25 protein-coding genes and 2 tRNA genes are annotated in these 22,648 nt (G+C 31.3%); 9 read left to right on the top strand and 18 right to left on the bottom strand.

The window, feature by feature from the left end; translation table 11 throughout:
• The first annotated feature begins 86 nt into the window (after positions 1-86).
• Complete coding sequence (locus ACOSP6_RS10160) at positions 87-1,190, top strand: ParA family protein (RefSeq protein ID WP_422092794.1); 1,104 nt, start codon at positions 87-89, stop codon at positions 1,188-1,190.
• 6 nt (positions 1,191-1,196) lie between these two features.
• Here the strand turns inward: ACOSP6_RS10160 and ACOSP6_RS10155 are convergent, their stop codons facing one another.
• From ACOSP6_RS10155 to pdxH, 3 genes are read right to left on the bottom strand one after another with little or no spacing between them, the layout of a single operon-like run.
• The gene (locus ACOSP6_RS10155; RefSeq protein WP_422092795.1) at positions 1,197-2,090 is read right to left on the bottom strand and encodes a Ppx/GppA phosphatase family protein; all 894 of its coding nucleotides are present in this window, start codon (positions 2,088-2,090) and stop codon (positions 1,197-1,199) included.
• Between the two features lie 13 nt (positions 2,091-2,103).
• Positions 2,104-2,592, bottom strand: coding sequence for a SixA phosphatase family protein (locus ACOSP6_RS10150; RefSeq protein WP_422092796.1), 489 nt, complete (start codon positions 2,590-2,592; stop codon positions 2,104-2,106).
• A 30-nt stretch (positions 2,593-2,622) separates the two neighbouring features.
• A complete protein-coding gene (gene pdxH / locus ACOSP6_RS10145; RefSeq protein ID WP_422092797.1) occupies positions 2,623-3,270 on the bottom strand; it encodes a pyridoxamine 5'-phosphate oxidase in 648 nt (215 codons plus the stop codon).
• Between the two features lie 71 nt (positions 3,271-3,341).
• On the opposite strand from pdxH, the gene ACOSP6_RS10140 reads away from it, so the two are divergent.
• The 4 genes from ACOSP6_RS10140 (at position 3,342) to ACOSP6_RS10125 (ending at position 7,703) form a co-directional block, all read left to right on the top strand.
• Positions 3,342-4,265 (top strand): AraC family transcriptional regulator, encoded by a 924-nt coding sequence (locus ACOSP6_RS10140; RefSeq protein WP_422092798.1) that lies wholly within the window; start codon positions 3,342-3,344, stop codon positions 4,263-4,265.
• A gap of 92 nt (positions 4,266-4,357) precedes the next feature.
• Entirely contained in the window at positions 4,358-6,517 is a 2,160-nt protein-coding gene (locus ACOSP6_RS10135) for a TonB-dependent receptor (RefSeq protein ID WP_422092799.1), read from the top strand.
• Positions 6,518-6,637: 120 nt separating this feature from the next.
• Positions 6,638-7,060: a DUF2141 domain-containing protein gene (locus ACOSP6_RS10130; protein WP_422092800.1), complete on the top strand. Its 423-nt coding sequence runs from the start codon at positions 6,638-6,640 to the stop codon at positions 7,058-7,060.
• A gap of 19 nt (positions 7,061-7,079) precedes the next feature.
• Positions 7,080-7,703: a hypothetical protein gene (locus ACOSP6_RS10125; RefSeq protein WP_422092801.1), complete on the top strand. Its 624-nt coding sequence runs from the start codon at positions 7,080-7,082 to the stop codon at positions 7,701-7,703.
• A gap of 39 nt (positions 7,704-7,742) precedes the next feature.
• On the opposite strand, the gene ACOSP6_RS10120 is transcribed toward ACOSP6_RS10125, so the two are convergent.
• Positions 7,743-9,230, bottom strand: coding sequence for a DUF389 domain-containing protein (locus ACOSP6_RS10120; protein ID WP_422092802.1), 1,488 nt, complete (start codon positions 9,228-9,230; stop codon positions 7,743-7,745).
• A gap of 109 nt (positions 9,231-9,339) precedes the next feature.
• On the opposite strand from ACOSP6_RS10120, the gene ACOSP6_RS10115 reads away from it, so the two are divergent.
• Positions 9,340-9,744, top strand: coding sequence for a response regulator (locus ACOSP6_RS10115; protein WP_422092803.1), 405 nt, complete (start codon positions 9,340-9,342; stop codon positions 9,742-9,744).
• 132 nt (positions 9,745-9,876) lie between these two features.
• Positions 9,877-11,079: a sensor histidine kinase gene (locus ACOSP6_RS10110; protein ID WP_422092804.1), complete on the top strand. Its 1,203-nt coding sequence runs from the start codon at positions 9,877-9,879 to the stop codon at positions 11,077-11,079.
• Between the two features lie 197 nt (positions 11,080-11,276).
• On the opposite strand, the gene ACOSP6_RS10105 is transcribed toward ACOSP6_RS10110, so the two are convergent.
• From ACOSP6_RS10105 to ACOSP6_RS10090, 4 genes are all read right to left on the bottom strand, one after another.
• A tRNA-Tyr gene (locus ACOSP6_RS10105) sits at positions 11,277-11,359 on the bottom strand.
• 44 nt (positions 11,360-11,403) lie between these two features.
• Positions 11,404-11,476 (bottom strand) — tRNA-Lys (locus ACOSP6_RS10100).
• Between the two features lie 118 nt (positions 11,477-11,594).
• Positions 11,595-12,356, bottom strand: coding sequence for an ABC transporter ATP-binding protein (locus ACOSP6_RS10095; protein WP_422092805.1), 762 nt, complete (start codon positions 12,354-12,356; stop codon positions 11,595-11,597).
• 1 nt (position 12,357) lies between these two features.
• Positions 12,358-13,098 carry an MlaE family ABC transporter permease gene (locus ACOSP6_RS10090; RefSeq protein ID WP_422092806.1) on the bottom strand — a complete coding sequence of 247 codons (741 nt, stop codon included), beginning with the start codon at positions 13,096-13,098 and terminating at the stop codon, positions 12,358-12,360.
• 144 nt (positions 13,099-13,242) lie between these two features.
• Between ACOSP6_RS10090 and pafA the strand changes: the two genes are divergently transcribed.
• Entirely contained in the window at positions 13,243-14,895 is a 1,653-nt protein-coding gene (pafA, locus tag ACOSP6_RS10085) for an alkaline phosphatase PafA (protein WP_422092807.1), read from the top strand.
• A gap of 33 nt (positions 14,896-14,928) precedes the next feature.
• Here pafA and ACOSP6_RS10080 read toward each other — a convergent pair whose 3' ends face one another.
• From ACOSP6_RS10080 to ctlX, 6 genes are all read right to left on the bottom strand, one after another.
• A complete protein-coding gene (locus tag ACOSP6_RS10080; RefSeq protein WP_422092808.1) occupies positions 14,929-15,291 on the bottom strand; it encodes a hypothetical protein in 363 nt (120 codons plus the stop codon).
• 150 nt (positions 15,292-15,441) lie between these two features.
• Entirely contained in the window at positions 15,442-15,930 is a 489-nt protein-coding gene (locus tag ACOSP6_RS10075) for a hypothetical protein (protein WP_422092809.1), read from the bottom strand.
• Positions 15,931-15,935: 5 nt separating this feature from the next.
• Positions 15,936-16,253, bottom strand: coding sequence for a hypothetical protein (locus ACOSP6_RS10070; RefSeq protein WP_422092810.1), 318 nt, complete (start codon positions 16,251-16,253; stop codon positions 15,936-15,938).
• 200 nt (positions 16,254-16,453) lie between these two features.
• Positions 16,454-17,185 (bottom strand): hypothetical protein, encoded by a 732-nt coding sequence (locus tag ACOSP6_RS10065; protein ID WP_422092811.1) that lies wholly within the window; start codon positions 17,183-17,185, stop codon positions 16,454-16,456.
• Between the two features lie 12 nt (positions 17,186-17,197).
• Positions 17,198-17,395 carry a hypothetical protein gene (locus tag ACOSP6_RS10060; RefSeq protein WP_422092812.1) on the bottom strand — a complete coding sequence of 66 codons (198 nt, stop codon included), beginning with the start codon at positions 17,393-17,395 and terminating at the stop codon, positions 17,198-17,200.
• A 169-nt stretch (positions 17,396-17,564) separates the two neighbouring features.
• Positions 17,565-18,500, bottom strand: a complete 936-nt coding sequence (ctlX, locus tag ACOSP6_RS10055) for a citrulline utilization hydrolase CtlX (RefSeq protein WP_422092813.1) — start codon at positions 18,498-18,500, stop codon at positions 17,565-17,567.
• An 84-nt stretch (positions 18,501-18,584) separates the two neighbouring features.
• Between ctlX and ACOSP6_RS10050 the strand changes: the two genes are divergently transcribed.
• A complete protein-coding gene (locus ACOSP6_RS10050; protein ID WP_422092814.1) occupies positions 18,585-18,944 on the top strand; it encodes a hypothetical protein in 360 nt (119 codons plus the stop codon).
• A 1-nt stretch (position 18,945) separates the two neighbouring features.
• Here the strand turns inward: ACOSP6_RS10050 and moeB are convergent, their stop codons facing one another.
• The 4 genes from moeB to ACOSP6_RS10030 all read right to left on the bottom strand — a co-directional run bounded on the left by moeB (position 18,946) and on the right by ACOSP6_RS10030 (position 22,624).
• A complete protein-coding gene (gene moeB / locus ACOSP6_RS10045) occupies positions 18,946-20,001 on the bottom strand; it encodes a molybdopterin-synthase adenylyltransferase MoeB (protein WP_422092815.1) in 1,056 nt (351 codons plus the stop codon).
• A gap of 6 nt (positions 20,002-20,007) precedes the next feature.
• Complete coding sequence (gene thiH, locus ACOSP6_RS10040; protein WP_422092816.1) at positions 20,008-21,126, bottom strand: 2-iminoacetate synthase ThiH; 1,119 nt, start codon at positions 21,124-21,126, stop codon at positions 20,008-20,010.
• A 114-nt stretch (positions 21,127-21,240) separates the two neighbouring features.
• Entirely contained in the window at positions 21,241-22,005 is a 765-nt protein-coding gene (locus ACOSP6_RS10035) for a thiazole synthase (RefSeq protein ID WP_422092817.1), read from the bottom strand.
• Positions 22,006-22,015: 10 nt separating this feature from the next.
• Positions 22,016-22,624: a thiamine phosphate synthase gene (locus tag ACOSP6_RS10030; RefSeq protein WP_422092818.1), complete on the bottom strand. Its 609-nt coding sequence runs from the start codon at positions 22,622-22,624 to the stop codon at positions 22,016-22,018.
• Between the last annotated feature and the right edge of the window lie 24 nt (positions 22,625-22,648).

Genomic DNA, 22,648 nt, shown 5'->3' with positions numbered 1-22,648 from the left:
GTAAACAAAACCTTCTCATTATCAAATAATTTACTATATTTAGGAGAAATAAACCCTGAAAACATTTATACTTAATTCCGATTAAAATGGGAAAAATCATCTCCATTTGTAACCAAAAAGGAGGCGTTGGTAAAACTACTACCTGCGTAAATTTATCGGCAGCTTTAGGAATTCTTGAAAAGAAAGTTTTAGTAATCGATACTGACCCTTTAGCGAACGCTACAATTTCATTCGGATTTGATTCTAAAAAGCTAAACAATCCTTCTTTGGAATTTATGGATTTCACTTCTGTTATTAGAAATAATATCATAAAAACAGATTCTCCAAACGTAGATTTATTACCTTTTATTGAAGACCTTAACTTGTTTAAAAAAACTAACGGAACATCGAAATTCCATAAAGCACTCCAATCGATTCAAAAATCTTATGATTATATATTAATTGATTGTGTTCCTTTTTTTAAAGTTAAAAACCTCGACATATTAACTAGTTCCGACTCTGTTATTATACCAGTTCAATGTGATTACTATGCACTAGAAGGACTTCACAAGTTTTTAAAAACAATTCGCTTCACACAGAAAAAATTAAACCCTAATTTGAGAATTGAAGGTTTTTTACTCACTATGTATGATAAAAGAATAAATCTTTCTAATCAAGTAGTGAATTACGTACGAAATTATTTTGGCGACTTAGTTTTTAAAACTGTTATAAACAGAAACACAAAAATAACACAGGCTCCTGGTTATGGTAAAAGTGTATTACAATTCGATATTAATTGCGACGGCGCTAAATGTTATTTACAACTTGCTAGCGAACTTATTTCAAAAGAACCAATTATATCAGAAACACCTTTAATTCCTGAAGAAAAAGAAACTATATTCAACTCAAAACAGTTATCAAAAACAATCTCTGAGGAACTTGAAAATTTTACTCTTTTTGAAAAAGTATTACAATCGACAAGCTCAAGTATTGAAAAAACTGCAAATACGTTACCTAAAAACTTGGATTCTCTAGTTAACTTACAAAAATCTTATATCAAGAAAATACTCGGTTCTTGTTATAAAAATCATTTAGAAAATGTTTGGGTGTACAAAATAAAAAAGAAAGGTTTTTTTAAGAAGAAATTTCTCTTTTTATACTTTAAAAATGATAGCGTATCACACTACACAACCAAGTGGTTTAGTATCTAAAAAAAACTAAATCGTATTGAAGTACAAACTTTTAACAATTCCATCTGATAATCCTATTTTTGGAACGTAAATCCTTCTGGCCCCACTCCACTTCATAGCAGATAAATAAATTTTGGTTGCGGGAATGATAACATCGGCACGGTCTGGGTTTAAACTTAATTCAGAAATACGTTCTTCATAGGTCATCGATTTTAAAAATTCAAATTGCGCATTCAAATAAATGTATGACATCGGCCTTCCTAAATCTAAACCAGACATTTTGAATAATTTATTGATGTTTCCTCCAGAACCAATCAATGAAATTCTTTTATAACCTTTTGTGTTTTTAACAATCCAATTTTGAACTTTAGCGAAAATCTTTTTATTCTTTTCTTTCGAATTATTAATCAAACGAACTGTACCTATTTTAAACGATTTAGAGTTTACAATTTTACCTCTTGAAAATAAAGTGAATTCCGTACTACCTCCACCAACATCAACATACAAATAGGTATCATCTGAATTTATTAAATACTTCAAATCTGTTGACGATATTATTGCTGCTTCTTTTGCTCCGTCAATAATATCAATTTGAATACCTGATTCTTCATAAATTTTCTCAACAATTTCCTCACCATTTGCAGCTTCTCTCATTGCTGATGTTGCACAGGCCTTATATTTTTCCACACCATGAACTTTCATCAATAAACTAAACGCCTTCATTGCTTCCACCATGCGATTCATATTGTTCTCGGAAATCTCTCCAGTAACAAACGCATCAGCTCCTAATCGAATAGGAACACGAACTAAGGAAGACTTTTTGAATTTTGTCTCTTTTCCCTTTTCCTCTATTACGTTCGCTACTAAAAGTCGTACTGCATTTGAACCAATATCGATGGCCCCGTATTTTTTTATTTCCAAAAGAAATTCGTTTTTATTTATGGTGTTTCGGAAACTCAACCAAAATTGTAGTTCCTTTTTTAATATCCTTCCAATGTTTGTCTTTAAATTGAATTGCCACTACGCCGCAAGTTGGAACATGCGCTATAGGCTTACTCCCGAACTTATTTACAAAAGTATTAATTCCGTGATCGTGACTAAAAATAATAGCACTGTCAAAACCATCATCTAAAGCTTTCACCGTTTTTGTTAGATAACCATCACTAAAACTATACAATTGCTTGCTAATTTTCAGGTTTGCCATTGGATACCCAAAATTCTCACAAAAAATGATACCCGTATGTAATGCCCTGTTCGCACTACTTGAAATAAACACATCTGGTCTATTCACTGTTTTAGCTAAAAATTTAGAAATAAGATGTGCATCATTAATTCCTCTTTCCTTAAGAGGTCTATCATGATCTTTTACACTCAAATAATTCCAAGAAGACTTAGCGTGTCTAACTATGTAAATTGTTTTCATTCAATCTAAAAAAGATTATCAAATATAGCATTAAGGAGCTAATCGTTCAAGCTTCCAAGAAAAATCTTTTAACAAAGTATATCGAATTCTGTCATGTAATCGATTTGGTCTACCCTGCCAAAACTCAATACTTACTGGTTTCACAATAAATCCTCCCCAGTGATCCGGCCTCGGAATTTCTTCTCCTTTAAATTGACTTTCATACTTCTGCAAAGAATCAAGAAGTACTTGCTTATTTTCCACAACTTCACTCTGATTTGAAGCCCACGCTCCTAGTTTACTTCCATCAGGTCTTGATTCAAAATATCCATCAGATAAATTCTCTGCTATCTTTTCTGCTTTTCCTTTAATAATGATTTGACGCTCTAATCCAGCCCAGAAAAACGATAAACAAACATTACTATTTGCTAAAATCGCTTTTCCCTTTTCAGAGTTATAATTTGTATAAAAAATAAAACCCTCATGCGTGTATTTTTTAAGTAAAACAACTCTAGTTTTTGGAAATCCATCAAAACCTATAGTGGAAATACTCATAGCATTTGCTTCATCTACCATTTCAGAATCATTTGCCAGTAGAAACCAATCACGAAATAATTCTATTGGATTTTCAGGACAGTTTTGCTCTAACAACTCCCCTCTTTCGTATGACTTTCTGTAATCACTTAAATCGTGCGACATGTGTACAAATTTTGTTGTGTAAAAATACGATTTAAATATGAGTTCATTTTAAATCACATACATTTGTTAACATGGAAATGAATGAAAAGAGCAACCATTTATCGGTTAGAATGAATAATGCGATTCAATATATTGAAGAACACAATGATGCTAAACTTTTATTAGAAGAAGTAGCACAAAAAGCTTTTCTTTCTCCTTATCATTTTCATAGAATCTTTAAAACCATTACTGGCGAAACCTTTCATAATTTTATTGTCAGAAAAAGAATAGAAAGAGCAGCTAACTTTCTCTTACATACTGACGATAAAAGCATTTCCGAAATCACAGATTTAACTGGTTTCTCTAGCATTTCATTATTTTCTCGAACTTTTAAAAAATTTTATGGTATTAGTCCTACCGAATTTAAAAACAAACGAGAAAGTAGATTTAGCAAGATTAGTAAAACGAAAAGCAAGAATGGGAAAATAGAAACAGAACTTGAACAATACATTTACAACATGAAAAATCTTGTAAAATATATTGACGACAAAGCATCTAATTTAGAAGTTATTAAAATTAACGACATTTCCGTAGCATATGTTCCTCATATTGGAGCATTTGATAATGTTGGAATCGCTTTTGAAAAACTGCTAAAATGGGCTTATCCTAAAGGATTAATGAACGGACAACCAAAAATAATGTCCGTTTATCATGACAGTCCAAAAGTAACTGAAAAGTCTAAATTAAAAATGAGTGCTTGTATTGGTCTTGAAAAAACTACTATTGATACTTCCGAAATAAATACGAGAACTATTTCAGGAGGAAAATATGTAAGCGCAACTTTTACTTTAGGCTTGCATGAATTCAAAAAAACATATGAAGCTATATTTGTTTGGATTTTTGACAAAGGATTTAAAGTAGACGATACACGTGATCCATTCGATGAATATCACAACAACTTCAACGAGCATCCTAAGAAATTATGTAATCTTACTATTTACATTCCTGTTCAATAAACAATTCATCTCATTTTTTTTACAGTTCGGTATCTCTTTTTATGAAAAGGCAGAGATCTGATTGATTTTTGTTGCATAAAACAACAATTAACATGAAACCACTTTTTACTTTATTAGTATTAATTAGTACTTTTTATTCGTTTTCTCAACATAACATTTCTGGAAAAGTAATTGACTCTAAAGGAAATCCAATTGAAGGAGCGAATGTATATCTTGAAGGAACTTATGATGGAACTTCTTCTGATAAAAATGGAGATTTTTCTTTTACTACAACAGAAGAAAATATGCAAACATTAGTAATATCTTTTGTTTCATTCGAAACTTTTATAAAAACTGATAAAGTTGAAAACTTGACAAACATTTCAGTCAAATTAAAAGAAGATGTAAATACTTTAGATGCAGTAGTTATTAATGCAGGAACTTTTGATGCAGGTGAAAAAGCCAGAGCTGTGGCATTAAAACCATTAGATATTGTAACCACAGCAAGCGCACTAGGAGATGTTGTTGGAGCATTTCAAACGTTACCTGGAACCTCTGCTAATGATGAAGATGGTAGATTATTTGTACGTGGTGGAGATGCTGAAGAAACACAAATTTTTATTGACGGGATTCGCGTATTTAACCCTTTTATTCCAACCGGAAATAATATTCCAACAAGAGGTCGATTTTCTCCTTTTCTTTTTAAAGGAATGTCTTTCTCTACTGGTGGTTATTCAGCTGAATATGGACAGGCACTCTCAAGTGTTTTAGCATTAAACACAATTGATCAACCAACACAAGAAAAAACCGATATTCAATTCATGACTGTTGGTGTTGGCGTTGGAAATAATCAAATTTGGGATAAGAATTCATTCAGTATTAATACTTCTTACATCAATTTAGCTCCATATCAATATGCTTTTCCAGATAGAAACCAATGGAACGAACCTTATGAAGGAGCAAGCGGAGAAATGGTTTACAGATACCAACCAAACGAAGATGGTTTATTAAAGCTTTATGGAGCTTTTAGTTATAGTAACTTCGATCTTATTCAAGAAAACATCAATTTTGATAATGGTTTTAGATTTGGTTTAGAAAACACTAACCTATATTTCAACGGGTCTTACAAACAAAGACTTGGAAATGGATGGAAAGTTTCCGGAGGAATTGGTTACACAAATGACTCTTCTGATATCAACTTAGAAAGCGACAATGTAAACAATGTAGAAAACTCTGCTCACTTTAAAGTGAAAGCTCAAAAAAGATATTCAAGCAGGTTAAAGTTCAATTTTGGAGCAGAATATTTCATTACTGACTTTAATGAAGATTTCACCCAAAGCTCAACTTCAAATAGTTTTAACCTAAATTTTGACAATAATATTTTTGGCGTATTTACAGAAGCTGACATTTTCTTTTCAAAAGAATTAGCGACTAAAATTGGAGTTCGATTAGAAAACAATGAATTCTCAAACGAGTTTACGTTTTCTCCAAGAGTTTCATTAGCTTACAAAGCTGGAAAGAATGATCAATTTTCATTGGCTTACGGAGAGTTTTATCAAAATCCGAGAAACGAATACTTAAAATTTGCCGACAATTTAACATCAGAAAAAGCAACTCACTATATTGCCAATTATCAATACATTAAAGATCGTCAGCAATTTAGAATTGAAGGATATTATAAAAAATATAGTAATCTGGTTAAATTTGATAGCGAAGTAGCTACACCTGTTTCTAACTTCGCAAATACTGGTGATGGATATGCAAAAGGAATTGATTTGTTTTGGAGAGATGGAAAAACCATCAAAAGCTTAGATTATTGGGTTTCTTATTCATACTTAGATACTGAACGTGACTTCAGAAATTATCCAACAGATGCTACCCCAAATTTCGCTTCAAAACACAACTTATCGGTTGTTGGGAAATACTGGGTAGATTCTTGGAAAACTCAATTAGGAATTTCGTATCGTTTTGCTACAGGTAGAACATATACCAACCCAAACACAACAGGGTTTCTTAATCAGAAAACTAAAAACTACAATTCAGTGAGTATAAATGCAGCTTACTTAATTAGTCAACAAAAAATATTGTACTTCTCTGTAAACAATGTTTTAGCCACTCAAAACGTTTTTGGTTATGATTATAAAAACACACCAAATGCTAACGGAGTTTTTGAAAGACAAGCATTACGACCTAATGCCGATCAATTCTTTTTCGTAGGATTTTTCTGGTCAATTAGTGACGATAATAAAAGTAATCAGTTAGATAATTTATAAGACAAAAAATTAATTGATACCTTAAATAACAATTCAGTTACAAAAAATAACAATTCGGTAAGAATTTTGAGGTTATCAACCGAAAACAATAGATATTTGAACAATTAAAAATTAAAAAACATGCAACGAATTATTTTATTAGTAAGCTTATTTCTTTTCAGTTTCGCACAAGAAATCACAGCACAAGAAACACACTCTATAACTGTTGAATTCCACGGAATGGAATCTGATAAAGGAAACTTATACGTAGCTCTTTACGATAAAGAAAAAGACTTCTTAAAGAAATCGATTAAAGGAGAAATTGTAAAAATTACAGATAAAAAAGCTACCGCTGTTTTCACAAATATACCGGAAGGAGAATACGCTATTTCTGCATTCCATGATGAAAATGATAATAAAAAAATGGATACAAGGATCTTTGGTATTCCAAAAGAACCAATTGGAATGTCAAACGACGCGAAAGGATTTATGGGACCTCCGAAATACAAAGACGCAAAGTTTTCGGTAAAAGGAGATGTTTCGTTGAAAATTAAAATGAACTAAACAACTAAAAATAAAAATCATGAAAAAAATAGTCTTACTAATAATAGTTTTAATATCTACGAATATTGTTGCTCAATCAAAATATGAGAAAGGGATGACTAAAGCTTTTGAATTATGGAGTCAACAAAAAACAACTGAAGCTTGCCAGTTATTCGAGCGAATTACCAAAGCTGAACCTGAAAAATGGCTACCACCATACTACGTTGCAACATTAGAAATTTTAGGAAGTTTCGGAATTAAAGATGAAGCTAAATTGAATAGTAAATTAATCAAGGCTCAAGAATATTTAGATCTTGCCAAAAGTTTATCTCCTAACAACCCTGAAATAATGATAAATCAAGCTTTATTAAACACAGCTTATATTGCATTTGACGGTCAAAAATACGGAATGACTTTATCAGGAAAAAACTCTATGATTTATGCCGAAGCTCTTAAAATAGCGCCAAAAAATCCTCGAGTTGTTTTAGGAAAAGCCGAATGGGATATGGGAGCCGCAAGATATTTCAATCAACCAATAGAACCTTATTGCAAAGACGTAGAAAAATCAATCGAGTTATTTGCAGTGGAAGAATTACCTCAGTTTTATCCGAAATATGGTAAAGATAGAGCCAAAGAAGTTTTAAAACAATGCAAGAAGAGTTAATAAAAAATCCCGCTAAATTTAGCGGGATTTTTTTATTATTTATTTTTTAAGATACAACGTATCTAATTTCATTTCTTTCTGAAGCCATTTTTGCAACTCTACTTGTTTCTTTGCTATATAAGCATCCTTTAACTTTGTGTTCCAAACAACTCTAGCTTCTGGAATTGTGTCGACTTTTATAAAATCTTTTGTGGTTAAAACTTTAGAAAAGCTGATTTCATTAATATCATTAAATCTAATCTTTGCATCGCGAGCTATCGTACTAAAAGGAATACTATTCTTATCCGCTTTAGCAATTGTATTAGTCAAACCTGAAATTTGATTCTGTAATTCAGTTATTTTATCCTGTAACCCATTTATTACATAATCTTTCTGATCTAAATTGTTATAGGCCCTTTCTAAAGATTTAGATAAGTCGTCAATACTTCTTGATTTATTTCCAAAAACAAGAACTTCATAATCCTTTATTCTATCATAATCTTTAACCTTAATTTTTAAATTGGTCTCAATAGCTGGAGAAATTTCTCCATTAAACCTCAGTCTTATCTGTCTGTTTTTATCATCCCTTTTAGGCTCTCCGTTTAACCATAGCTCTTCATTACTTTTAACCTCAACTTGAATATACTTATCAAAACTTGCCTTTATTACTGTATCTCTGTACACATTAATAAATGTTTTGACAGCAGGAACCATAACTAAAAGAGCTATAACGGAAGCTATTTGAGCTATTCTTTTTCTTTTTTTAGAGTTTACGTAACGAATCATTGTGAACCCTAATAATTTAAGGACAATAAAAGTTGCTAGTGCAATAAAAATAGCATTGATTGTGAACAAATACATTGCACCTAAGAAATAATCTATTTCACCAATAGCCAAACCATAACCAGCTGTACAAAGAGGAGGCATTAAGGCAGTAGCAATAGCAACACCAAAAATTACAGAAGCGATAGTTCCTTTCTTTGTTCGTGCTATGATTAATGCTAACCCACCAAAAAAGGCAATTAACACATCACGTATATCAGGTTGAACTCTTCCTAAAAGTTCAGAAGTAGCTTCTCTTAAGGGAAATAAGAAAAAGAACAAAAATGCAGTCAATAAACTTAGAACAATCATAGTAGCTAAGTTGATAAGAGACTTTCTAAGAGTATCAATATCATTAATCGCTAATGACATTCCAACACCTAAAATTGGTCCCATTAAAGGAGAAATTAACATGGCTCCAATTACTACTGCCGTTGAATTCGCATTTAAACCAATAGATGCCACAAAAATGGAACAAATTAAAATCCAAGCGGTAGCTCCTTTAAAAGGTATGTCATTTTTTATAGCTTCTATTGTAGCCTCTTGATCAGTATCATGTCTAAAATCTAAAAGCTCGTTCATGAAGGTCCTTACACTCTGCAACAAGCCTTTAGCATCCTTTTTAACAGCTTCTTTAGATTTATCTATTTCTTCGTTCTTATTTTCTTCCATATAATTATTCAGTTTCGCTTCGAAATATACGAAAAGATCAGTAAAAACGTTCATCTATAGATAATGTCCGTTAATCTAAACACCACTTCTAATTACATAATTTCAAACTATTCAGGGGTTATTTTTTATAATTTACAGCCGATATTAATTAGAACGATTAATTATGGTGAAGAGATTAAACATTTTGTTTATTGACGATGATGAAGTAGAAAGAATGAAATTTTCCAGAGTTTGCAATAATACCAACTTCAAACCTACAGTTATTGAAGCTGTTAATGGTGAAGATGCACTTTCAAAATTAGAGAACCCTACTTCTGATTTAATTTTCTTGGACCTAAATATGCCTAAGATGAATGGTATTGAATTTTTAAAAATCTTGAAGTCAGATAGTAGATTAAAATTCATCCCTACGGTAATTTTGTCTAGTTCAGATAAGTATGAAGATTTAAAAACTTGTTATGAATTAGGTATTGCTGGTTATATTATAAAACCTCTTCGCTTTGAAGATTACACCAAAAATATAACTACAATGTTAGATTATTGGACTAATAATGAGTTACTAAATTAATAACACCTAAACTTTTCAAACAAACTATTTTCTACTACATTTACAAAACCCTAAAACAATCCCCACTGATTAGAATGTAAGTTTTCTAAATATAAGACTCACCTATTCAGTTAAATTTTATTGATTTATACTGTGATTACTAAGAATACCGAAACATTAGAAAAAGCTTTAGAACGTGAAAAAAAAGCTCGAATTGAAGCTGAAAAAAAACTAGAAGAAAGAAGCTTCGAACTTCAAAAGGCTAATCAAAATATACGAAAAGTAATCAACGAAAAAGAAATCCAACTAGAAAGTTTATTCAAAACTATTGTTGACCCATATATATTAATGGATTTATATGGAAATGTGGTTAAAATGAATAATGCAGCAGCTGAGTTTTTTGGATATGATATGGATAGTGAAGTTTTTAATGTAACATCGTTATTGGTTCCTGAAGACGTTCCTTATGCCAAAAAAACATATTTTGAACTTTTACAAAAAGGTGTCATAAAAAATTATAAAGCGCGAGTATTTGATAAGAACAACGAAATTAGATGGATTGAAATCAGTCCGAGTATCGTATATGATGAAAAAGGAAAACCTACCTTCACTCAAGGTGTTTTAAGAGATATTACAGAAAGACTAACAAATCAAAAAGAAAAGGAAACTCTTCTTAAAAACTTAAAGAAAAGTAATCAAGAACTAAATGATTTTGCCCATGTAGTTTCACACGACTTAAAAGCTCCTTTAAGAAGCATGAATGCTTTGGTAAGCTGGTTAAAAGAAGATTGTTTAGAGCTTTCAGATGATGAGAACATAAAAGAGAATTTCGAATTGTTGTTAAAGAAAATTGATAAGATGGATCATCTAATCAATGGAATTCTAAAGTATGCCAGTATTGATAAGATTGAACATCCAAAAAAAGACATTGACTTGCAGGAGGTAGTAGATATTATTTTAGACACTATACATATTCCTGATTATGTAAAAGTTGTTATTCCAGAAAAGTTGCCTGTAGCTGAAGGCGATAAATTCAGACTCCACCAATTATTCCAAAACTTGATAAGTAATGCTGTAAAATATGCAGATAATGAAAATGGAGAAGTTAGCATAACCTATAAAACGAAGAAAGACTTCTGGGAATTTCAAATAAGTGATAACGGAAAAGGAATTCCAAAAAAATATCATAAAAAAGTATTTGGAATATTTGAAACTCTTGACGATCACCATAACTCGACAGGAATTGGTTTATCCATTGTAAAGAAAATTATTGATTTGTTCGATGGAAGTATTTGGGTAAGTTCTATTGAAGGTGAAGGAGCTACTTTTCATTTCACCCTACCAATTCCAAAATAACCGATTTTCTCTTCTCGTTAAATTAAATAATTAAGAGTTTCCCGAAAGCTATTGGGTTACTCTAAATTCAGTTTATAAAAATATATAGGTAAGTAATATTAGAAGTTACCATAAATGAAAAAACGCCCAACCCACATCATCTGCCTGCCAAACGTCTTTTATCTATCCCCTAATTAAAATTTTTATTCATTGAAAAGTGGGGAGAGCAGGATTCGAACCTGCGAAGTCGAAAGACAACGGAGTTACAGTCCGTCCCATTTGGCCGCTCTGGAATCTCCCCAATGTTTTCAAAGAAAAAGCCTCTCAAGCGAGAAGCTTTGTTTGTGACCGGGCTGGGGCTCGAACCCAGGACCCTCTCCTTAAAAGGGAGATGCTCTACCAACTGAGCTACCCGGTCTTTTGTTTTGCGAGTGCAAATATAGAAAGTTTACACAGTTCAACCAAATAAATTTACAATATTTTTAAAATTATTTTACCCAATAAAAATACTGCATTAACAATCAATAAATTACAAGCTACTCATTAAGATACGCCTGTCTCACTTTTTTAAATAAATTAGAAGAGTATACGAAATCGACAACCGTTTGGTTCTCGGTTCTAAATATTTCTTTGCTGCTTCCCTCCCATGCTTTTAATCCATTTTTCAAAAAAACAATCTTATCGCCAATTTCCATTACAGAGTTCATGTCATGCGTATTGATAACTGTCGTAATTTTATATTCTTCTGTAATTTCCTTAATTAAATTATCAATTAATATAGACGTACTTGGATCTAATCCAGAATTTGGTTCATCACAGAATAAATACCTCGGATTCATTACTATGGCCCTTGCTATTGCAACTCTTTTTTGCATTCCTCCTGACAATTCCGCTGGAAGTTTTTTATTCGAGTTTTCAAGGTTTACCCTTTTTAAAACGAAATTAGCTCTATCTAACATTTCCTCTTTTGTCTTTTTCGTAAACATTTTTAAAGGAAATATTACGTTCTCCTCAACGTTTAATGAATCAAATAGTGCACTTCCTTGAAAAACCATACCTAACTCTTGACGAAAATCTCTTTTTTCCTCAATTGTCATTTCAGTATTGATCTTACCATTATATTCAATTGTTCCCTGCTCTGGAACATGCAAACCCAATAAACACTTTAAAAAAACTGTTTTTCCAGCGCCACTTTGTCCAATTATTAAACTTGTTTTCCCTTCTTCAAAAGAAGTTGAAATTCCCTTCAAAACATGAGCTTCTCCAAAACTTTTATGTATCTCGTTTACCTGAATCATACTACGTTAACAACATTTGAGTTAAGAAATAATTGGCAATTACAATAACTACAATCGTCCAAACTACCGACTGCGTACTTGCTTTTCCAACACCCAATGAACCTCCAGTTACATAATAACCATGATAAGAAGGCACCGTTGCAATGATAAAAGCAAAAACAACTGTCTTTACGATTGCATAAAATACTAGATAAGAATCAAAATCGTACTGTATTCCGTTGATATAATCAGTTTCAAAAAACATTCCTGTAGCAATTCCAGCAAACCAACCTCCAAATATTCCTAAAAACATTCCAAGAATAATTAAAAATGGATAAAAAGCTATAGTTGCAATAATTTTTGGCAATACTAAATAGTTCAACGAGTTCACTCCCATAATTTCAAGTGCATCTATTTGCTCTGTTACTCTCATACTACCTATACTAGATGTAATGTAAGAACCTACTTTACCCGCCAAAATAATAGAACAGAATGTTGGTGCAAACTCTAATATAATTGAACGTTTTGTTGCAAAACCAATTAACATTTTTGGAATCAACGGATCGCTAATATTCAAAGCTGTTTGAAGCGCAATTACACCACCTATAAAGAAGGAAATAAAGCCTATAATACCGATAGATTTTAATCCTAATTGTTCTATTTCTCGAAATAAAGCTTCCCAGAAAACTCTAAATTTCTGAGGTGGTGTAAATACCTGACCAAGCATCATAAAATACTTCCCAACATGCTCGATATAATTCATCTTATTTCTTTTTGTTCTGCTAAAGTACTAAAAGAATATTTAGTACTACACATGATATATGTAAGTTTAATAAATCATTAATAACAGCTATATTTTTCTTTTAATATTCAGCTTTTAGTTAATTTTGAAGATTAAACATTTTATATGAAGACTTGTTCGAAATTAATAGTATTCTTCCTATCGATTATTTTCTTTGGTTGTACTGAAAAGCAACATAAACATAAGAAATCGAAAGATAATCCAAAACTAATTATTGGTATTGTAGTAGATCAGATGCGTTATGATTATTTGTATAGATTCAACAGTAAGTATGGAGACGGAGGATTTAAAAGATTACTAAATAACGGATTCTCTTTAGAAAATGCTCACTATAATTATATACCAACGTATACTGCAGTAGGTCATACTTCAATTTTTACAGGAACTACTCCAGATAACCACGGTATTATTAGCAATCATTGGTATGATAAATATCAAAAGAAAGTTATTTATTGTGTCGATGACTCATCGTATCAGACTGTAGGAAACGAAAGTGATGGAGGAAAAAAATCACCAAAAAGATTATTTACAACTACCGTTACGGATCAATTAAAACTTGCTCAAAACATGCAAGGAAAAACAATTGGAATAGGAATTAAAGATCGCTCCGCTATTTTACCTGCAGGTCATACAGCAAATGCCGCTTATTGGTTTGATGGTGGCAGTGTTGGTCACTGGATTAGTTCATCGTATTATATAGACTCATTGCCAAACTGGGTTCATAAATTTAACGAATCTGGAAAAGCAGATGAATACTTGAGTAAACCTTGGGAAACCCTTTACGATATAAAAACGTATTCCGAGAGTATTGAAGACGATAATAATTTCGAAGAGCTATTTGTCGGGGAGGAAAAACCTGTTTTTCCGCATGACATTCCTAATTTAAGAAGTAAAAACAATAACTTTAGTATTATTAAAGCTATTCCTGCAGGGAACTCGTTTACAACTGATTTTGCAATAGCCGCTATTGAAGGTGAAAAGCTCGGTCAGGATGAATTTACCGACTTTCTAACACTAAGTTATTCATCTACAGATTACGTTGGTCATCAATTTGGTGTTGATTCAAAAGAAATTCAGGACACCTATTTAAGATTAGATAAAGATTTAGAGCGTTTCTTTAACTACTTAGATAAAACTGTAGGAAAGAATAACTACACCTTGTTTTTAACAGCAGATCACGCCGCAGTTCAAGTTCCTGCTTACCTGCAATCTATTAAAATTCCTGCTAATTATCTTCCTGGTAAAAAACTTACCGAGTTTATAAACAACATTGTAAAGGAAAAGTTTAAATCGAATAAATTGATTGAAAATATTTCAAATTTTCAGGTTTTCTTGAATAAAGAAGAAATAAAAAAAGTAGGACTTACAGTAGATGAAATTTCAGACTATATTATAGAAGAAGTGATCAATTTTAATGGAATTTACAAAGCCGCTTCTGCAAAAACAATGCAGAAAACTTACTTTGAATATGGAATTTTAAGTGCTCTTCAGAAAGGTTACAACCAAAAACTCTCTGGTGATGTCTTATTAATTCCAACTCCGTCAACAATTATTTACTCGAAAAAAGGGTCTACCCATGGTTCAGGTTATTCTTATGACACACACATTCCTCTTATTTTTTATGGAAATGGAATTAAAAAAGGAACTTCTGCAAAAAAATATGAAATTATAGATATTGCACCAACTGTTGCAAACATGCTGAATATAGCATTTCCAAATGGTTCAACCGGAAAAGTTATAGAAGAAGTTTTAAAATAACGACATCATTACAAAAAATAAAGAGCGCAAATATTATTGTGCTCTTTTTATTTTATTCCTATCCAAATCAAGCTCTTTATCACCGCAAACATCATCTCTATAACATTTATCATTTTTTTGATGTCTTTTATTCCTAAAACGTAAATACTTCTTCCTTTTCAATACTTCTTTCAAATCTTTCTCAGAAACAACCTTATCGATATGCTTTTTCTGTGATGGAACATTCTTCTTTACTACTTTAGAATGCTTTAAAACTTTGATTGTATTTACATCATCCAGGTTTTCCTCTAAAAATTCGGTCTTATTTTGTGTGACAACTTTTTGTGAAGTTATTGTATTTATTGTGGTTCCTAAAAACAGGAAGGCCCCAAATAAAATTATTTTAATTAATTCCATGACTCTTGCTTTATGATTATTAAAGTGTTATAAACTGCAGTTTTCAACAAATAAGTCATGGTAGCTTAAAATACTTTACAAAAAAAATCATAAAAAAAAGTTAAACGAAAAAATAAGGCATAAAAAAAACTGCTTTCGCAGTTTTCAATTTTATTTCTTCTTGTCAGCATCGCAAGGTTTTTTAGCTTCCTTGAAACACTTGGTAATTTCCTTCTTTCTTTTATTTCTAAATCTTAATCTTTTTTTCTGTTTCATCAGTTTTTCAACTTTCTTAACAGATTCGATTTTATCTTTAGCAACTTTTTTCTTGCTCTTTTTAGATGACTTCGCTGTGATTGTAACTGCATTTGAAGGAGCAGTTATCGAGTTCATATCATCTAAATCTTTCTGATCATCTTTGTATTCTATTCCGCTTCCTTTTTTAGCTATTACTTTTTGGGCAGTAATTTGCTGGAAACCTATGAAAATCATTAAAAAAGATGCTAATATTTTAAGTCTAGCATTCATAATCTTTGGGGGATTTAATTCAATTGTCAAATAAAATAACGGCTTCTTATTGTTTTTTTCAGACAAAGTTCGATGAATGGCAATAAAGTATCGATGAAATAACAATTTAAAACTTTTAATTAAAACTTTCATTTACACTATTTTATATTTTTTTTAGACTTTTGATTTTTTGCTTTCCTCAATGTTAATCTTTCTTTCCTTGAGCAAGTTCTTTCTTCTCTTTTTAGTCTATTTTTTTCAATAGCTACCGATGAAATAACTTTCTTCTTATTTGAAACCTCCATTATAGTAATATTCATTATGTAAGGAGTACAAAACTCTAAAGAATCAACACTCTTTTTAGAAGTAACTTCTATTTTACTAATCTTTTTTGATGTTGATTCCTGTGAAGTAATCTTCAATGGTAGAAAAATTACTATTAACAGGATTATACTATTTTGAAATTCTTTTAACATTTGTTTGATCTATGCATAAAGCATTACTCAAAATTATTGAGATTATTTCATTACTTATTTTAAAATTCTTTGAATTAACCAAGACTATCGACTAACTGTACAATCTATTCTTTATTAGCATCAAATTGATTATAAAACTTAGTTAAACGAATAAGGCTTGCCAATTGGCAAGCCTTAAGCGTATCTATAAATAAGAGTAATTACTTATCCTCTGGGAATAATATTTTCTCTAATGCTTCTTTTTCTATCTTTACTTTTTCTTTTTGCTTCTTAATCTTTTCATCTAATTCGTCTAATTTTTCTTTCGCTTTTTTAATAGCCTCCTCTTTCTTAGATGCCTCTTCATCTGATACTTTTTTATTTTCTTTATCTTCTTCAAGTTTTTCTTTAGCTTTCTTTACTTTATCACGTCCTTTAACTAAAACATCTTCACTAGCTTTAATTCTATCCTCTTGCTCTTTCACTTTATTTTTAGCCTCTTGAGATCTCAGTCTTCCAAACTCCTTACCGCTCATGTTTCCTCTATCTCTTCCATAAGCATTTCCTTTTCCTTTAAATTCTTTTTTTTGCTTTAGCTTTTTCTCTTTCTTCTCTTTTTTCTCCTTTTTCTCTTCGCTTTCGTCACTCTCATCGTCTTCATCGTCTTCATCCTTACCCTTTGCTTTATCTTTAGCTTTTTGTTTCATTTCTTCGGCCTTCTCTTTCCCTTTGCCTTTTGCCTTATCCGCCTTGTTTTTACCTTTCTGTTTTACCTCTTCTAGCTCCTCTTCAGCAATATCCTTTACCTTATCCTTTCCTTTTTCTGCTGCTTTTTCAGCTTTTTTTTCTAAACCTTTTCCTTTCCCTTTACCATTACCTTGAGCATAAACACCTTGCACACCTAAAAAAGTGACTAATACTATTAATGAGCATAAAAATTTAAAATTTTTCATTTTTTCCTGTTTTTAAATGTTATCTAATTCCTTTAACTCTTCCTCTACTTCTTTTGTAGATTCCTCCAATTTCTCAATATCCTTTTCAATATCAGCCTGGATAGAATCTATTTTCTGAATTGCTTCTTCGGTTTTCTTGTCATCTTTTTTCTTGTCTGTACAAGCAATTGCGAACATTGCTCCGAAACATAAAATCAATAGTTTTTTCATTTAAAAAAGTTTTTAGTTAATGAATAAGACACTATAACAGTTAAAAAGTCACTTTTATAGCATATTAAAATACAATAGTTTGTATGAAATAACGAATTTTCTTTAAGAAAATTTTAACAAATTAAAAAGAAATAAAAAAAATCCGCTAAACAGCGGATTTTAATAGATTTTACTCTTTAGGAAGAAAAACTTCTGCCATCATACACCTGGCACTTCCACCTCCACATCCTTCTATAACATCTAATGAGCTAGAAATTATTTTACAATGCTTCTCTATTTTATTAATTTGATCTTTAGTTAGGCAATCATAAGCTGCTTGACTCATTACAAGGAATCGTTCGTCATTAACACCCCTAACTTGCAACATGTTTCCTGCAAAGTTGTTTACTTGAGCCTCAGTAATATCAATTACTTCTTTACCGTCCTCTTTTAAGTTCTTTACAACGTGTTTACGCTCTTTTTTATCATCTATTGAAGCTAAACAGATAACCGCAAATGTTTCCGCTAAACACATCATTACGTTGGTATGATAAATAGCTTTTCGCTCTCCATTTACCGTTTGATTAGCAGTAAAAACAACTGGAGTATATTCAAAGTCTTCGCAAAACTCTATAAATAACTCCTCATCCGCGCGAGGTGACAAAGCACAATAGGCTTTTCTGTTTTCTCTATCTAACAACAAACTTCCTGTTCCTTCTAAGAAAATATTCTCTTCTTCAGCAGAAGTATAATCCACTACCTCATTAATTACAAATCCTTGCTCTTCAAGAATATCTAAAATATCTTCTCTTCTTTCTAACCTTCTATTCTCTGCGAACATTGGATATAAGCCAACAGTTCCGTTTTCATGAAAAGAAATCCAGTTGTTCGGAAAAATAGAATCTGGAGTATCTGTTTCAGTTGTATCAGAAACTACAATTACATTCACTCCGAAACTTCTTAATTTCTCTACATAATTATCAAACTCTTCTTGAGCTTTAGCGTTAACAGTCGCAGGTAATACATTCTCTAAAACCTTCTGATAATAATTATTTACGGCTGTTTGTTCATTCATCCTAAAACCGACAGGACGAATCATCAATATCGTGTTCGTTGTTTGTTTCATACGGACAAAAATACTTATTTTGTCTATTCGATAAATGCAAAACTTTCGAAAAAAGGATTAATATTTCTTGAAGCAATTTAAACGATGACAATAGCAGATTTAGTAGGTGAATTTTCAATAATTGGGTCAAATCAAAATGATAGTGATACAAATTACAGAGGTGTTTTAACAATTAGTTTAGATGAAAGCAACCGAATTATTGCGAAATGGTTAATCCATATGGAACAAGAACAAATTGGTACAGGATTCTTTAAGGATAACATTTTGGTTATCAACTTTCAGTATTTAGGAGAAAACTCAGAAGTTTTTAACGGTACTGTTGTTTACAGATGTTTAACCAAAGATATACTTGATGGATTTTGGTCAGAGGAACATGGTAATCCTAAATTCTTGGGAACTGAGCGCTGTTTCAGAATTAAAAAAGATGACACTCTGACTCACTAAATTAAGACAAGCCTCCTTTTAAATTAATCAATTCACAAGAAATTTGTTGCTCTTCTAAAACTTTAATTGCACGTTTACTTCGAATTCCAGATTTACAATAAACAACTAATGGTTTATCACTTAAAACCTCTGTAAAACGCTCTGATATTTGACCTAAAGGAATATGCTGACCTCCAATATGATGTTGTGCTCTTTCCCAATCTTCACGAACATCTAATAAGTTATATTTTTCGAAGTTATGTTGTAATTCTTCTAAAGTTATTTCAGTTTTAGCTGGAGTAATTCCGCAGAAAAAATCATAATTCTCCTCTAACTTTTGAATATCAGCATTTGAAGTTCTTTTAAAATTCAGAATCATCTGACGCATCGAAAGAATATCAAATATCATTAATTTATTCGCTAATACTTCTCCTACTCCACAAATAATCTTAATAACTTCATTCGCTTGTAAACTTCCTATAATTCCTGGTAAAACTCCAACAACTCCTATTTCAGAACAATTTGGAACCGAACCTGGACTTGGTGGTGTTGGATATATGCAACGGTAAGTTCCACTGTTTTCATAATTAAAAACACTAACTTGACCTTCAAACTTAAAAATTGATCCGTAAACGAGCGGTTTATTTGCTAAAACGGAAGCATCATTTGATAAATACCTTGTTTGAAAGTTATCACTCCCATCAACAATAATATCGTATTTTTCAAATAATGCTACTGCATTATCTTTTGTAAGTTTTTCGTTGTAAACATCAAATTGAACAAAAGGATTTAATCTTGACAACCTCTTAACAGCCATTTCTGCTTTTGACATTCCGACATCATCGATAGTATAAAGAATTTGGCGTTGTAAATTACTTTGATCTACAACATCATCATCAATAACTCCAAGAGTTCCGACACCTGCAGCAGTTAAATACTGTAAAATTGGACAACCTAAACCTCCAGCTCCAATAACCAAAACTTTAGATTTTTGAAGTTTTAATTGTCCTTCCTCTCCTATTTTATCTAAAATAAGATGTCGATTGTATTGTATTTGTTCTTGTTCAGTAATACTCATTCTTTTCTAACTAAAATATTGCCAATCTTTCCAAACAACTTCTAACCCTTGTTCTTTTAACATTTGAGCTACTTCTTCTGTAGTTCGTTCATCTGAAATTTCAAACTGCTCTAAAGATTGAGGCTCTACCGAATATCCTCCTGGATTTGTTTTAGATTCTGCGCTGATTGATGTAATTCCTAAATTTACAATATGATTTCTAAAGACCTTACTTTCCCTAGTAGAAATTGATAATTCCACATCTTCGTCAAACATTCTGTAGGCACAAATTAGCTGAACTAAATCTGAATCAGTCATTGTTACTTTTGGTTCTAAACCACCAGAATGTGGACGTAGTCTTGGAAAAGATATTGAGTATTTTGTTTTCCAATATGTCTTTTGTAGATACTTTAAATGTAATGCTGTAAAAAAACTATCTGCTCTCCAATCTTCTAATCCAAATAATGCTCCTAACCCAATTTTATGAACTCCAGCTTTACCCAACCTATCAGGAGTTTCCAGACGATAATCAAAATTTGACTTTTTACCTTTTGGATGATGTTTTTTATATTCTTCTTTATGATAAGTTTCTTGATATACTAAAACAGCATACAAACCATTTTCTTTTAATAATTCATACTCATTTTGATCTAATGGTTGGACCTCAATAGTAATGTTTGAAAAATGCGATTTAATCAACTGAATAGCATTCTTAATATAATCAACACCAACCGTTCTATTTGCCTCTCCAGTAACTAATAAAATATGATCATAACCTTTCTTTTTTAGAAACTCAACTTCCTCTAAAATTTCATTATCCGTCAAGGTTCTTCTCGGTATTTTATTAGTAAAACTAAAACCACAATAGGTACAAATATTTTGACATTCGTTACTTAAATACATTGGTGCATACATTTGAATTGTATTACCAAACCTCTTCTTAGTAACTTGATTACTAATTTGAGCCATTTCTTCCAAATACGGTTTTGCAGCTGGAGAAATTAGTGCTTTAAAATCTTCAAAATCTCGTTTTTCCGAAGCTATCGCTCGCTTAACATCTAGAGTTGTTTTGGACAAAATACTTTGTAAAACCTCGTCCCAATTATACTGCTCAAATATATTTTTGAAGCTACTATTTGTCAACATATGTTATTATTTTAAATGTGTCATTTCGAATAAAATGAAGCAATCTATCGATTTGAAAGATTACTTCGTCTTGTATAAAAAACATTTTAATACAAGCCTCGTAATGACGACATCCTAATTTAAAAAAGAAGTTAATGGACTACTCGCTTCAGCATTTCTCTTTATAGGAGCCAATTTCGCTTCATAAGCAATTCTACCAGCTTCCACTGCCATTTTAAAAGCTTTCGCCATTGCTATTGGATTTTGCGAAACAGCAATTGCTGTATTGACTAAAACTGCGTCGGCACCTAACTCAATAGCATGTGCAGCATGAGATGGAGCACCGATTCCTGCATCAACAATTACTGGAACATTCGATTGTTCGATAATAATTTCTAAAAACTCTAGTGTTTTTAAACCTTTATTACTTCCAATTGGAGCTCCTAATGGCATTACACATTGCGTTCCTACTTCTTCTAGTCTTTTACACAATACTGGATCTGCATGAATATATGGCATCACGACAAAACCTTTCTTTACTAATTCCTCAGCTGCTTTAAGAGTTTCAATAGGATCGGGTAATAAGTACTTCGGATCAGGGTGAATTTCTAGTTTTACCCAATTTGTTTCTAATGCTTGTCTTGAAAGTTCGGCTGCGAAAACTGCTTCTTTAGCATTTCTAACTCCAGAAGTATTTGGGAGTAAATTTATTCGATCATGATTTAAATGTGTTAATATATCATCATCTTCATTTTCTACATCTACTCTTTTTAATGAAACAGTTACTAATTCACTTTCGCTTTCCAATATTGCATCTCGCATTAATTCAGAAGAACTAAACTTTCCTGTTCCTGTGAATAAACGTGATGAAAATGTTTTATCTGCTATTTTTAAACTCATTTGATTCGTTTTAACTAGCTATTAATTCTTTAATTTCTTCTACTGGTTTATTTGATAAAATTCCAGAAATCGCAATTCCATGGACACCAGTTTTATATAATTCTTGAAAATCATTTTTCGTTATTCCTCCAATTGCATAAACTGGTAATTCAATTCCTTCCTTTTGTAATTGAGAAATAATTTGTTGATATCCTTCTAATCCTAAAATTGGACTTAATTTTTTCTTTGTGCTTGTAAATCTAAAAGGACCTAAACCAATATAGTTTACTTTTTGAGAAGCTAAGAACCTACAATCTTCAAGTGTGTTTCCAGTTCCGCCAATTATAGTTTCTTCACTTAAAATAGCTCTAGCATCCAAGGGCTTCATATCTTCTTTTCCAATATGTAGTCCATAAGAATTGATTGTTTTAGCTACTTCAACATTATCATTTACTATAAGTTGTGCATTATTCGAATCACATATTTTTTTTGCCTCTACGGCTGTTTCAAGAAATATTTCTTGCTCTGTATTTTTCATTCTTAATTGAATAAGCTTTACACCAGATTCAACTACATTTTTAATATTCTCTAGATGTTCTTTAGGAGAATTTCCTTGTGATATATAATAGATATTATTCATATAATTTTTCCATTTATAATAAGT

The organism is Tenacibaculum sp. MEBiC06402 (assembly GCF_049239625.1).
Classification (GTDB): domain Bacteria; phylum Bacteroidota; class Bacteroidia; order Flavobacteriales; family Flavobacteriaceae; genus Polaribacter.
The sequence above is the reverse complement of the archived record's forward strand: the minus strand, read 5'-3'. Positions and strand labels throughout refer to the sequence as shown.